11 protein-coding genes are annotated in these 12,737 nt (G+C 62.0%); 9 read left to right on the top strand and 2 right to left on the bottom strand.

Annotated features, from left to right (window positions below; genetic code table 11):
• Positions 1 to 316: 316 nt before the first annotated feature.
• Entirely contained in the window at positions 317 to 1,792 is a 1,476-nt protein-coding gene (locus tag M5G18_RS19265) for an inorganic phosphate transporter (RefSeq protein WP_007957824.1), read from the bottom strand.
• A gap of 375 nt (positions 1,793 to 2,167) precedes the next feature.
• A complete protein-coding gene (locus M5G18_RS19260) occupies positions 2,168 to 2,368 on the bottom strand; it encodes a hypothetical protein (protein WP_007957826.1) in 201 nt (66 codons plus the stop codon).
• A 642-nt stretch (positions 2,369 to 3,010) separates the two neighbouring features.
• Between M5G18_RS19260 and pcaR the strand changes: the two genes are divergently transcribed.
• From pcaR to M5G18_RS19215, 9 genes are all read left to right on the top strand, one after another.
• Complete coding sequence (pcaR, locus tag M5G18_RS19255; protein ID WP_007917109.1) at positions 3,011 to 3,853, top strand: pca regulon transcriptional regulator PcaR; 843 nt, start codon at positions 3,011 to 3,013, stop codon at positions 3,851 to 3,853.
• Between the two features lie 295 nt (positions 3,854 to 4,148).
• A complete protein-coding gene (gene pcaK, locus M5G18_RS19250; RefSeq protein WP_007957828.1) occupies positions 4,149 to 5,495 on the top strand; it encodes a 4-hydroxybenzoate transporter PcaK in 1,347 nt (448 codons plus the stop codon).
• A 194-nt stretch (positions 5,496 to 5,689) separates the two neighbouring features.
• Complete coding sequence (locus M5G18_RS19245; protein ID WP_273896477.1) at positions 5,690 to 6,547, top strand: CoA transferase subunit A; 858 nt, start codon at positions 5,690 to 5,692, stop codon at positions 6,545 to 6,547.
• Positions 6,547 to 7,326 carry a CoA-transferase subunit beta gene (locus M5G18_RS19240; RefSeq protein ID WP_248742786.1) on the top strand — a complete coding sequence of 260 codons (780 nt, stop codon included), beginning with the start codon at positions 6,547 to 6,549 and terminating at the stop codon, positions 7,324 to 7,326. Before M5G18_RS19245 ends, M5G18_RS19240 begins: the two co-directional genes overlap by 1 nt.
• Positions 7,323 to 8,528, top strand: coding sequence for a 3-oxoadipyl-CoA thiolase (gene pcaF / locus M5G18_RS19235; RefSeq protein WP_273896478.1), 1,206 nt, complete (start codon positions 7,323 to 7,325; stop codon positions 8,526 to 8,528). The genes M5G18_RS19240 and pcaF overlap by 4 nt, the downstream gene beginning before the upstream one ends.
• 36 nt (positions 8,529 to 8,564) lie before the next feature.
• Positions 8,565 to 9,269, top strand: a complete 705-nt coding sequence (gene pcaH, locus M5G18_RS19230; protein ID WP_007957831.1) for a protocatechuate 3,4-dioxygenase subunit beta — start codon at positions 8,565 to 8,567, stop codon at positions 9,267 to 9,269.
• A 1-nt stretch (position 9,270) separates the two neighbouring features.
• Positions 9,271 to 9,837 (top strand): protocatechuate 3,4-dioxygenase subunit alpha, encoded by a 567-nt coding sequence (pcaG, locus tag M5G18_RS19225; RefSeq protein WP_064593979.1) that lies wholly within the window; start codon positions 9,271 to 9,273, stop codon positions 9,835 to 9,837.
• Between the two features lie 192 nt (positions 9,838 to 10,029).
• Positions 10,030 to 11,325 (top strand): MFS family transporter, encoded by a 1,296-nt coding sequence (locus tag M5G18_RS19220; protein ID WP_273896479.1) that lies wholly within the window; start codon positions 10,030 to 10,032, stop codon positions 11,323 to 11,325.
• Between the two features lie 46 nt (positions 11,326 to 11,371).
• On the top strand, positions 11,372 to 12,736 hold the full coding sequence (locus M5G18_RS19215; RefSeq protein ID WP_273896480.1) for a 3-carboxy-cis,cis-muconate cycloisomerase: 1,365 nt from the start codon (positions 11,372 to 11,374) through the stop codon (positions 12,734 to 12,736).
• Position 12,737: the final 1 nt, after the last annotated feature.

Raw genomic sequence — 12,737 nt, 5'->3', positions numbered from 1 at the left:
CCCTCCACTCAGCCTTCCGAAGGGGCCGGCACGTCAAAAGCGGTACTCGAGCTAACGCTCATCGTGTTGAGTGGTGGGAAGCCAAAGCCAAAGCCAAAGCAAAGGCAAAGGCAGGCTTGAGATGTTTGCTTTTTAAGACCTGAGTTCACCTCGGTATATCACGTCGGCGTACCTCTCCCAAACAACTCGGTCAGTCCCCTCTCCCTCCGGGAGAGGGTTAGGGTGAGGGCGCTCTTGATCTTCCGCGCCTCTTTACCACAGGCAACAAAAAAGGCGTGATCCTTTCGAATCACGCCTTCTTCACTACATCAATCTATCAGCTACCCAGCGCCTTCGACGCCAGCCAGAACAGGCCGGCCGACAGGGCCACGGTGGCTGGCAGGGTCAGGACCCAGGCCAGCAGGATGGTTTTCACCGTGCCGCCTTGCAGGCCGCTTTTGTTGGCGACCATGGTGCCGGCCACGCCCGAGGAGAGGACGTGGGTGGTGGACACTGGCAGGCTGAAGATGTTGGCCATGCCGATCAGGCTGGCGGTGGTGATCTGGGCCGACATGCCTTGCGAGTAGGTCATGCCTTGTTTGCCGATCTTCTCGCCGATGGTCAGTACCACGCGTTTCCAGCCGACCATGGTGCCCAGGCCCAGGGCCAGTGCGACCGCCAGAATCACCCAGAACGGGGCGTATTCGGTGGTGGTGGTCAGGTCTTTGCGCAGCTTGTCCAGGTCAGCCTTCTCACGAGGCGCCAGGCCTGGCAGTTTGCTGACTTTCTTCGCGGTGTCGTCCAGGCAGAGCAGGTAGCGACGCACTTCGATGCGGCTTTCCGAGGACAGCGAGTGGTAGTCCGCTACACCTTTGAGGGTGTCGAGCAGGGCGGCGATGGTCGGTTCGGTCTGTTGCGGGTTGCAACGGAATTTCTCCGGCAGGTCGCCTTCCACGCTTTTGCCCAGGGCCAGGAATTCGCCCAGGGTGTCGGCGTTGCGCTTGTAGAACTGGCTCAGGTGCAGGGTCGCGTCGCGAGTACGTTCGATCTGGTAGGTGGTGCTGTTCAGGTCGAGTACGAACTGCGCAGGCACGATACCGATCAGTACCAGCATGATCAGGCCGATACCTTTCTGGCCGTCGTTGGAGCCGTGCACGAAGCTCACGGCCATGGCCGAGATCACCAGGACCAGACGGTTCCAGAACGGTGGGTGCTTCTTGTCGTCGATCTTGCGGCGCTGTTCCGGCGTCTTGTGCATCTTCGACAGCGGGCGCCACCATTTCAGGCCGATCAGCACCAGCGCGGCGATCAGGAAGCCGGCCATCGGCGAGAACACCAGCGAGGCGCCGATATCGATCGCCTTCTGCCAGTTGACGCCGTCAGCCAGTGGAATTTCGTTGATCAGGGCGTTGGCCAGGCCGACACCGAGGATCGAACCGATCAGCGTGTGCGAACTGGAGGCCGGGATACCGAAGTACCAGGTGCCCAGGTTCCAGGCGATCGCGGCGGCGAGCAGCGAGAACACCATTGCCAGACCATGGCCGGTGTTTACGTTGATCAACAGTTCTACCGGCAGCAGGTGCACGATGGCATACGCCACGCCAACGCCGCCCAGCAGTACGCCGAGGAAGTTGAACACGCCCGAGAAGAACACCGCCAGGTGAGGCGGCATCGCTTTGGTGTAGATAACAGTGGCTACCGCGTTAGCGGTGTCATGAAATCCATTGATGAACTCGAAGGCGAGGACAAATGTCAGGGCGAGCAGGAGGCTCACAAGCACCCAGGCATCCAGTCCGCTGAATAAATCGATCATGAAGGTTTTCTGACCCGGTCATAAGGGGGCGCGATTATGCCAGAAAAGACTGGAAATCGATCCCCTACCTGCTCATCGGTAACATTCTTCAACGAATTAATTTGTATCAGGGGGCATTACCCAAGCTTTTTGCAGGGTTTTGCAAGGTGTTGATTCAATTGATAAAAATGCGAAGAGCCGGCGGATTGACCGGTTGTCGGGAGGGGGCAGAAGCCTGTATGAAATATCTGAGAAACGCGTCTGACATATTCCAGACCTGCGCAATACAGGGGAGTTGGCCGCTGCCCGCGGGTAGCGGGCGCGCAAGGCATCGTCAGTCCACCGTGCTTGTAACCCGGTGAGTACGCTTACCCTCGGAAGATGCAAAGGACGGCTTCAAGGCTCTTCGGCTTTGAGTTCCTCTTCCATTTTTTTCAGTTCTTGCTGGAAGACCTGATCCTGAACGGTAGGGCGTTTACGCCAGGCTTTGCGTTCGGGTTCGGGCTGGGCGGCGTAGGTGGTGACTTCCCCGCCGTAAACTTCCTTGTAACGTTGTTCCTGGCGCTCAAGTTCCGCGCGCAGTTCGTCTTTCGTCACAGTGCTACCTGTATGAGTTGAGATAAATGTCTGGTGAACGCACTGCAACGAATCATTTAACCGGTTCACCAACAAGCGCTCGCCCGGACAGGCAGCGGTGTTGTCGGGAAGACGGTCAGGACTTCCATGTTGCAGGCGGCTACGGCACCAGATTAAAACTGACGCAGCATCAGTTTCCTGTTTCAGCGAGCGCGCTGGCGGTGCATGAGTAATGAGCATCAGGCGCTGGCCGGGGCCGGCGGCGATGGACATCGCGCCAGCGGGTGGCACCGTCGGCAAATAAAAGCGCGGTGTCACTGAGGTGCATTATAGCGGCCGAATCGGGATTGACTATCTTTGCCAAGTTAAAAACGGTTCCGGATGTGTGATTGTTTTGTGACGTGCAACTTCCGGCAATAGTTGCATCGTTGTTGCGCAGTGTTTGGTTTCTGGCGCCATTTAGTCGAACAACTAAGGCGGTTAAATCGCACCGGCGTTCCAAGTTCAAATCCGCTCTGCACAGCCCGGCCGAGGAGGAGAGGGCGATTGCGATTATCGGTCGACGGTTCGATAATCGCCCGGTGTTGGCGGTCTGTCGCTTGTGTATCCGCCGGCGAGCCGCTTGTATAGCCGTTGATCCGAACAAGAAAAAAAGGACCTGACATGAACGATCAAATGCGCAATTCCTTCACCTCGGTAGCGCCGCCGATCGTCGCTTCGCCGGCCAAGCGTATCCAGGCCCTGACCGGTGATCCGGATTTCATGACCTCCCTGGCCCGTGGCCTGGCGGTGGTGCAGGCGTTTCAGGAGCGCAAGCGTCACCTGACCATCGCCCAGATCAGCCATCGCACGGAAATTCCTCGCGCCGCCGTGCGCCGTTGCCTGCACACACTGATCAAGCTCGGCTACGCCACCACCGACGGGCGCACTTATTCGCTGCTGCCCAAAGTGCTGACCCTCGGTCACGCTTATCTGTCTTCGACGCCGCTGGCGGTCTCGGCCCAGCCTTACCTCGACCGCATGAGCGAGCAACTGCACGAGGCCTGCAACATGGCCACGCTGGAAGGCGACGACATTCTCTATATCGCCCGTTCGGCCACCACTCAGCGTCTGATTTCGGTGGACCTCTCGGTGGGCGGGCGTTTGCCGGCGTATTGCACGTCCATGGGGCGGATCCTGTTGGCAGCGCTGGACGACACCTCGCTGCGCGAATACCTCGACCACGCTGAACTGGTCGCCAAGACCAGCCGCACGATTCACACCCCCGACGCCTTGCTCGAATGTTTGCAGGAAGTGCGGCAGCAAGGCTGGTGCATCGTCGATCAGGAACTGGAGCAGGGCCTGCGCTCGATTGCCGTGCCGGTCTACGACGCTTCCGGCCAGGTGGTGGCCGCGCTCAACGTCAGCACCCACGCCGGTCGCGTCAGCCGCACTGAGCTTGAGCAGCGCTTTCTGCCCGGCCTGTTGAGCGCCAGTCGCGACCTCAGTGCGCAGTTGTTTGCCTGATGAAGCTGTTCGATAAACGCACAGAGTTGCGTTTATCGAATTGACGCTAAAACCCCCGGATCATTAATGTCGCGGCAGCGTCATCCGGCGCGAATGTGAATGAGCCCGCCGGATTGTCGACTCCCATAATAATGACAAGAGGCAACTTCCCATGCGCACGTTCCCCGACTGTCGCCGCTCCCGTTCCTGTTGCCGGTATTAGCGCAACGCCTGATTCCTTCCTTATATAGTTGTGACCGTGCCGCTCTCTGGCCGGCCGCCGTTCGACTGCGTTTTTTTGCGTGGAATAAAAATAATGAACCAGCCTCAGTCCGCTGTAGGTCACTGCCTCGACGTGCAGTCCTTCATCAACGCCCAACCGATCTCGCGCTATCAGTGGCGAGTGGTGATCCTGTGTTTCCTGATTGTGTTCCTCGATGGCCTCGACACCGCGGCCATGGGTTTTATCGCGCCGGCCCTGTCCCAGGACTGGGGCATCGACCGCGCCAGCCTCGGCCCGGTGATGAGTGCCGCGCTGATCGGTATGGTCTTCGGTGCGCTGGGCTCCGGTCCGCTGGCTGACCGCTTCGGGCGAAAAGTCGTACTGGTCGGCGCGGTATTTCTGTTCGGTGCTTTCAGCCTGGCTTCGGCCTACGCCACCAACGTCGATCAACTGCTGGTGCTGCGCTTCCTCACCGGTCTGGGGCTGGGCGCCGGCATGCCGAACGCCACCACGCTGCTGTCGGAATACACCCCGGAGCGCAAGAAGTCGTTGCTGGTGACCAGCATGTTCTGCGGCTTCAACCTCGGTATGGCCGGCGGTGGATTCATCTCGGCCAAGCTGATCCCGGCATTCGGCTGGCACAGCCTGCTGCTGATCGGCGGGATCCTGCCGCTGATCCTCACCGTGGTCTTGCTGCTCTGGCTGCCGGAATCGGCGCGTTATCTGGTGGTGCGCAATCGCGGCACCGACAAAGTGCGCAAGACCCTCGCGCCTATTGATCCCGCCACCGTCGCTCAGGCCGCGAGTTTCAGCGTGCCGGAACAGAAAACCGTGAAAGCGCGCAATGTGTTCGCGGTGATTTTCTCCGGTACCTACAGCGTCGGCACGTTGCTGCTGTGGCTGACCTACTTCATGGGGCTGGTGATTGTTTACCTGCTGACCAGCTGGCTGCCGACCCTGATGCGCGACAGTGGCGCGAGCATGGAGCAGGCGGCGTTCATCGGCGCGCTGTTCCAGTTCGGCGGGGTGTTGAGCGCGGTCGGCGTAGGCTGGGCGATGGACCGCTTCAATCCGCACAAGGTCATCGGCATTTTCTACCTGCTGGCCGGGGTGTTTGCCTACGCGGTGGGGCAGAGCCTGGGCAATATCACGCTGCTGGCGACGCTGGTGCTGGTGGCGGGTATGTGCGTCAACGGCGCGCAATCGGCGATGCCGTCACTGGCGGCGCGGTTTTATCCGACGCAGGGCCGGGCGACCGGTGTGTCATGGATGCTCGGGATTGGCCGGTTCGGCGCGATTCTCGGGGCGTGGATGGGCGCGACCCTGCTGGGGTTGGGCTGGAATTTCGAACAGGTGCTGACGGCGCTGGTGATCCCTGCGGGGCTGGCCACGGCAGCGGTGGTGATCAAGGGTCTGGTCAGTCACGCGGACGCGACGTGATATCCACTTCCTTCACTCCCGCACGCGGTGCGGGAGTGATCATTAGGCAGATAACAATCTGTTCGATAAACGAACACTCAGTCGATTATCGGATTGTTTGGCGAAAATCAGCGGCTTAATCTTCAGTGACTCCGGCGCAGAACCTCGCGCCTTTTTATCACTGGCGATTCATTACAAAAACAGGAGCCCGCTCCATGGCTGAGATCCTTTCGCTGCACGACGCGGTGAAGCAATTCGTCAACGACGGCGACACCGTCGCGCTCGAAGGCTTCACTCACCTGATCCCTACGGCGGCGGGTCATGAAATCATTCGTCAGGGCAAGAAAGATCTGACCCTGGTGCGGATGACGCCTGACCTGATCTACGACCAACTGATCGGCGCCGGCTGTGCACGCAAGCTGATCTTCTCCTGGGGCGGCAACCCTGGTGTGGGTTCGCTGCACCGTCTGCGCGACGCGGTCGAGAAGCAATGGCCGCATGCGCTGGAAATCGAAGAACACAGCCACGCCGACCTGGCCAATGCCTACGTCGCCGGCGCCTCCGGCCTGCCATTCGCGGTACTGCGGGCCTACGCCGGTTCCGACCTGCCGAAGGTCAACCCGCTGATCAAATCTGTAACGTGCCCGTTCACCGGTGAAGTGCTGGCGGCGGTGCCTTCGGTGCGTCCGGACGTGACGGTGATCCACGCCCAGAAGGCTGACCGTCAAGGCAATGTGCTGTTGTGGGGCATCCTCGGTGTGCAGAAAGAAGCTGCACTGGCCGCCAAGCGTTGCATCGTCACCGTCGAAGAAATCGTCGACAACCTCAATGCCCCGATGAACGCCTGCGTGCTGCCGACCTGGGCCTTGAGCGCGGTCTGCCATGTGCCCGGTGGCGCGCATCCGTCCTACGCCCACGGTTACACCGAGCGTGACAATCGCTTCTATCAGGCGTGGGATCCGATCGCCCGCGACCGTGAGACGTTTACCACGTGGATCAACGAATACATCCATGGCTGCGCTGACTTCAGCGAGTTCCAGGCCAAGTTGGCCGCTGCTTCGGAGGCCAAGTAATGACTTACACCACCAATGAAATGATGACCGTCGCCGCCGCCCGTCGCCTGAAGAACGGCTCGGTGTGCTTCGTCGGCATCGGCCTGCCGTCGAAAGCCGCCAACCTGGCGCGCCTGACCTCGTCGCCGGACGTGGTGCTGATCTACGAGTCGGGCCCGATTGGCGCCAAACCCAGCGTATTGCCACTGTCGATCGGTGACGGCGAACTGGCGGAAACCGCAGACACTGTCGTGCCGACTGGTGAGATTTTTCGCTACTGGCTGCAGGGCGGACGCATCGACGTCGGTTTCCTCGGCGCAGCGCAAGTCGACCGTTTCGGCAACATCAACACCACCGTGGTCGGCGACTATCACCAGCCGAAAGTGCGCTTGCCGGGTGCCGGTGGCGCGCCGGAGATCGCCGGCTCCGCGAAAAGCGTGCTGATCATCCTTAAACAGTCGGCGCGCTCGTTTGTCGACAAGCTCGATTTCATCACCTCGGTCGGCCATGGCGAGGGCGGCGATTCGCGCAAACGTCTGGGCCTGCCGGGCGCCGGCCCGGTCGGGATCATCACCGACCTGTGCATCATGGAGCCGGAAGAAGGCACCCACGAATTCGTCGTTACTGCTTTGCACCCGGGCGTGACCCGCGAGCAAGTGGTCGCCGCCACCGGTTGGGCGATCCGTTTTGCCGACAGCGTGGCCACCACAGCCGAACCGACCGAGGTCGAGCTGAGCGCCCTGCGCGATCTCGAAGCCCGTACCGCAGCGGCCCACGGCCAGGCACCGGGAGAAGCATGATGCGCGACGTTTATATCTGCGATGCGATCCGTACCCCCATCGGTCGTTTCGGTGGCGGTCTGGCGGCGGTTCGCGCCGACGACCTGGCCGCCGTGCCGATCAAGGCCCTGATGGAACGCAATCCGTCGGTGGACTGGAGCGCCATCGACGAGGTGTTCCTCGGCTGCGCCAACCAGGCCGGCGAAGACAACCGCAACGTCGCGCGCATGGCGTTGCTGCTGGCCGGTCTGCCGGAGAGCGTTCCGGGCGTCACCCTCAATCGCCTTTGCGCGTCGGGGATGGACGCCATCGGCACGGCGTTCCGCGCCATTGCCAGCGGCGAAATGGAGCTGGCGATTGCCGGCGGCGTCGAGTCGATGTCCCGCGCGCCGTTCGTGATGGGCAAGGCTGATGCGGCGTTCTCGCGCAACATGAAGCTGGAAGACACCACCATCGGCTGGCGTTTCATCAACCCGTTGATGAAGGCGCAGTACGGCGTCGACGCGATGCCGCAGACCGCCGACAACGTCGCCGACGATTACGAAATTTCCCGCGAGGATCAGGACGCTTTCGCCCTGCGCAGTCAGCAACGTACTGCCGCTGCACAGGTTGCCGGCTACTTCGCCGAGGAAATCGTCGAAGTACGGATCGCCCACAAGAAAGGCGAAACCGTGGTCAGCCAGGACGAACACCCTCGCGCCGACACCACGCTTGAAGCCCTGACCAGACTGAAACCGGTCAACGGCCCGGACAAGACCGTCACCGCCGGCAACGCTTCGGGCGTCAACGACGGTGCTGCTGCGCTGATTCTGGCCTCGGCGGAAGCGGTGAAAAAACACGGTTTGACTGCCCGGGCCAAAGTGCTGGGCATGGCCAGTGCCGGGGTCGCGCCACGGGTGATGGGCATCGGCCCGGTGCCGGCGGTGCGCAAGCTCACCGAACGCCTCGGCGTGGCGGTCAGCGATTTCGATGTGATCGAACTCAACGAGGCGTTTGCCAGCCAGGGTCTGGCGGTATTGCGCGAGCTGGGGCTGGCGGACGACGCGGCCCAGGTCAACCCGAACGGCGGCGCGATTGCCCTCGGTCACCCGTTGGGCATGAGCGGCGCACGTCTGGTGCTGACCGCGCTGCATCAGCTGGAAAAGACCGGTGGCAAGAAAGGTCTGGCGACCATGTGCGTAGGTGTGGGCCAGGGTCTGGCCCTGGCGATCGAACGCGTCTGACGCAAGCCGTGACGAACAAGAACAGAGGAAAGCGAAATGACTGACAAGCCTGGTTACCGCCGCCCGCAGGAAGGCACCCAGCCGCCGTACCTGCACCCGAATTATCAATCCACCAATCTGCGCTCGCCGTCCAAGCCGTTGGTGTTTCTGCCGCACTCGCTGTCGGAAATCACCGGCCCGACCATCGGCGCCGAGCGTGTGGCCGACACCGATAACGATCTGACCGCCCAGCACCAGGGTGAACCGCTCGGCGAGCGGATCATCATTCACGGGCGTGTGCTCGACGAAGACGGTCTGCCGGTGCCGGGGATTCTGGTGGAGATCTGGCAGGCCAACGCCGCCGGTCGCTACAACCACGCTCGCGACCTGCACGACGCACCGCTTGACCCGAACTTCACCGGCACCGGCCGCACCGTGACCGACGCCGACGGCTGGTATCAGTTCCAGACCATCAAGCCTGGCGCCTATCCGTGGGGCAACCACCACAACGCCTGGCGCCCGGCGCACGTGCATTTCTCGCTGTTCGGGCCGAGCATCCTGACGCGTCTGGTCACGCAAATGTATTTCCCGGGCGATCCGCTGCTGCCATACGACCCGATCTACAACTGCGTGCCGGACACCTCGGCCAAGGAACGCCTGATCGCCGCTTTCGATCTGGAAAAAACCATTCCGTCCTACGCCCTCGCTTATCGCTGGGACATCGTGCTGCGCGGCCGCGAAGCCACGCCGATGGAGAAATGAGATGACCCTGACTGCGACCACGTCCCACACCGTCGGGCCGTATTACCACATCGGCCTGACCTGGCTGAACCGTGAAAACCTCGCCAACGAACTGACCCTCGGCCAGCGCGTGGCGATCACCGGGCAAGTGGTGGACGGCAACGGCGATGTTGTCAACGACGCCATGCTTGAAGTCTGGCAGGCCAACGCCGCCGGCAAATACGATCATCCGGAAGACGAGCAGGCCAAACCGCTCGACCCGAATTTCGAAGGCTTCGGCCGGGTGCCGGTGGACGCCGAAGGGCGCTTCCGTTTCACCACCATCAAGCCGGGCACGGTCGAAGGCCTGAAGGGCTCGACCCAGGCGCCGCATCTGGTGGTGCTGGTGTTCGCGCGCGGTCTGGTGAAGCACCTGCTGACGCGGATCTACTTCGAGGGCGATCCGGCGAACGTCAATGATCCGCTGCTCGAATGCGTACCGGCCGAGCGCCGCACCACGTTGCTGGCGAAGCCGGATGCGGCGGGGGTTTATCAGTGGAATGTGATTCTGCAGGGCACTGATGCGGAAACCGTGTTCTTCGATTACTGAAGATCACCACACATCCCTTGTGGGACCGGACTTGCTCGCGAAGAGGGTGTGTCAGTCGCCATTGAGTTGGCTGACCCACCGCTTTCGCGGGCAAGCCCGCTCCCACAGGGATTTGCAGCGCTTGAGTATCTGTGGAACGGGACTGTTGCAAAGTGTGTCTAGACTCTCACTGTCCCTATCGAGTGAAAAACAATGACAACCCTCACCTCCCATTACACCGGTGAAGAGCGCAGCAAGCGCATCTTTGCCATTGTCGGCGCATCGTCCGGCAACCTCGTCGAATGGTTCGACTTCTACGTCTACGCCTTCTGCGCGATCTATTTCGCCCCGGCGTTCTTCCCCTCCGACAACCCTACGGTGCAGCTGGTCAACACGGCAGGCGTCTTCGCCGCCGGGTTCCTGATGCGACCGATCGGCGGCTGGATTTTCGGCCGGGTGGCGGACAAGCACGGGCGCAAGAACTCGATGCTGATCTCGATCCTGATGATGTGCTTCGGCTCGTTGCTGATCGCCTGTCTGCCGACCTACAAGGACATCGGCGTCTGGGCGCCGCTGCTGCTGTTGTTCGCGCGCCTGCTGCAAGGCCTGTCGGTGGGCGGTGAGTACGGCACCACCGCGACCTACATGAGCGAAGTCGCGCTCAAGGGCCAGCGCGGGTTCTTCGCCTCGTTCCAGTACGTGACCCTGATCGGCGGGCAACTGCTGGCGGTGCTGCTGGTGGTAATCCTGCAACAGTTCCTCACCGAAGAAGAATTGCGTGCCTACGGCTGGCGGATTCCGTTCGTGGTCGGTGCGGGGGCCGCGCTGATTTCGCTGTTCCTGCGCCGTTCGCTGAAAGAAACCACCAGCAAGGAAATGCGCGAGAACAAGGACGCCGGCAGCATCCGCGCACTGTTCCGCGACCACAAGGCTGCGTTCATCACCGTGCTCGGCTACACCGCCGGCGGCTCGCTGATTTTCTACACCTTCACCACGTATATGCAGAAGTACCTGGTGAACACTGCCGGCATGCACGCCAAGACCGCCAGCTACATCATGACCGGCGCGCTGTTCCTGTACATGTGCATGCAGCCGCTGTTCGGCATGCTCGCCGACAAGATCGGCCGACGTAACTCGATGCTCTGGTTCGGCGGCCTCGGCACGCTGTTCACGGTGCCGATCCTGCTCAGCCTGAAAAGTGTCGGCAGCCCGTTCCTGGCCTTCGTGCTGATCACCGTGGCGCTGGCGATCGTCAGTTTCTACACCTCGATCAGCGGTCTGGTGAAAGCCGAGATGTTCCCGCCGGAAGTCCGCGCCCTCGGCGTCGGCCTGGCGTATGCGGTGGCTAACGCGATCTTCGGTGGCTCGGCCGAATACGTCGCCCTGAGCCTGAAGGCCGGCGGCATGGAAAACGCGTTCTACTGGTATGTCACCATCATGATGGCCGTGGCGTTCCTGTTCAGCCTGCGCCTGCCCAAAGAAGCGAAGTATTTGCACCACGACCTTTAAACCGATGCGCGCGGGCCACACCGGCCCGCGCCGGCAAGGACTGTTTATGACTCAGCGACCGGGCAATCAATTGTTCGATGCCTACTTTACTGCCCGCGATATGCGCGACGTGTTCTGCGATCAGGGTCGGGTGCAGGCGATGCTCGACTTCGAAGCGGCGCTGGCCCGGGCCGAAGCGCGGGTCGGGTTGATTCCGGCGGGTGCTGTCGCGTCGATTGAAAACGCCTGTCGCGCCGGGCTGTTTGATTTCGCAGCGCTGGGCGAGGCGATTGCCACGGCCGGCAATTCGGCGATTCCGCTGATCAAGGCGTTGGGTAAACAGATCGCCGCGACCGATGCCGAAGCCGAGCGCTATGTGCATCTGGGTGCTACCAGCCAGGACGTGATGGATTCCGGACTGGTGCTGCAATTGCGCCAGGCGCTGGAGTTGATTGAAGGGGAACTGGCGCAACTGGCCGACGCCCTTGCCATTCAGGCACAGCGCCACGCCGCCACACCGCTGGCGGGAAGAACCTGGCTGCAACACGCGACGCCGGTGACGCTCGGCATGAAGATCGCCGGTTGGCTCGGTGCCGTGACTCGCAGCCGTCAACGCCTGCGCGAGCTCAAGCCGCGACTGCTGGTGCTGCAATTCGGCGGCGCGTCCGGCACCCTCGCGGCGCTCGGCGAACAGGCATTGCCGATTGCCCAGGCGCTGGCCGAAGAACTGCAACTGACCCTGCCGGAACAACCGTGGCACACCCAGCGTGATCGCATCGTCGAGTTCGGCGCGGTGCTCGGACTGATTGCCGGCAGCCTCGGCAAATTCGGCCGCGACATCAGTCTGTTGATGCAGACCGAAGCGGCGGAAGTTTTCGAACCGTCGGCGCCGGGCAAGGGCGGTTCTTCGACCATGCCGCACAAGCGCAATCCGGTGGGCGCGGCGGTACTGATCGGCGCGGCGACCCGCGTCCCGGGGCTGGTCTCGACGTTGTTCAGCGCCATGCCCCAGGAACACGAACGCAGCCTTGGTTTGTGGCACGCCGAATGGGAAACCCTGCCGGAGATCTGCTGCCTGGTGTCGGGCGCGCTGCAACAGGCGCGGCTGCTGGCTGACGGTCTGGAGGTCGATGCCGCGCGCATGGCCCGCAACCTGGAACTGACTCAAGGCCTGGTGCTGGCCGAAGCGGTAAGCATCGTGCTCGCGCAACGGGTCGGCCGCGACACTGCGCATCATCTGCTCGAACAATGCTGCAAACGAGCGGTGGCCGAACAGCGCCACCTGCGTGCAGTACTCGGTGACGAGCCGCGGGTGACCGCCGAACTGAACGCAACCGAACTGGATCATCTGCTCGACCCCGCCCATTACCTCGGTCAGGCGCAGGTCTGGGTCGAGCGGGCAGTGGCCGAACACAACGCATTGTCTGACTGAA

The organism is Pseudomonas aphyarum, from assembly GCF_028657055.1.
GTDB lineage: Bacteria > Pseudomonadota > Gammaproteobacteria > Pseudomonadales > Pseudomonadaceae > Aquipseudomonas > Aquipseudomonas aphyarum.
This window is presented reverse-complemented; position numbering and strand designations above follow the sequence as displayed.

Coding starts and splice junctions, on each gene's coding strand:
- M5G18_RS19265 (WP_007957824.1), bottom strand. CDS start 1,792: ATGATCGATTTATTCAGCGGACTGGATGCCTGGGTGCTTGTGAGCCTC.
- pcaR (WP_007917109.1), top strand. CDS start 3,011: ATGAACGATCAAATGCGCAATTCCTTCACCTCGGTAGCGCCGCCGATC.
- pcaK (WP_007957828.1), top strand. CDS start 4,149: ATGAACCAGCCTCAGTCCGCTGTAGGTCACTGCCTCGACGTGCAGTCC.
- M5G18_RS19245 (WP_273896477.1), top strand. CDS start 5,690: ATGGCTGAGATCCTTTCGCTGCACGACGCGGTGAAGCAATTCGTCAAC.
- M5G18_RS19240 (WP_248742786.1), top strand. CDS start 6,547: ATGACTTACACCACCAATGAAATGATGACCGTCGCCGCCGCCCGTCGC.
- pcaF (WP_273896478.1), top strand. CDS start 7,323: ATGATGCGCGACGTTTATATCTGCGATGCGATCCGTACCCCCATCGGT.
- pcaH (WP_007957831.1), top strand. CDS start 8,565: ATGACTGACAAGCCTGGTTACCGCCGCCCGCAGGAAGGCACCCAGCCG.
- pcaG (WP_064593979.1), top strand. CDS start 9,271: ATGACCCTGACTGCGACCACGTCCCACACCGTCGGGCCGTATTACCAC.
- M5G18_RS19220 (WP_273896479.1), top strand. CDS start 10,030: ATGACAACCCTCACCTCCCATTACACCGGTGAAGAGCGCAGCAAGCGC.
- M5G18_RS19215 (WP_273896480.1), top strand. CDS start 11,372: ATGACTCAGCGACCGGGCAATCAATTGTTCGATGCCTACTTTACTGCC.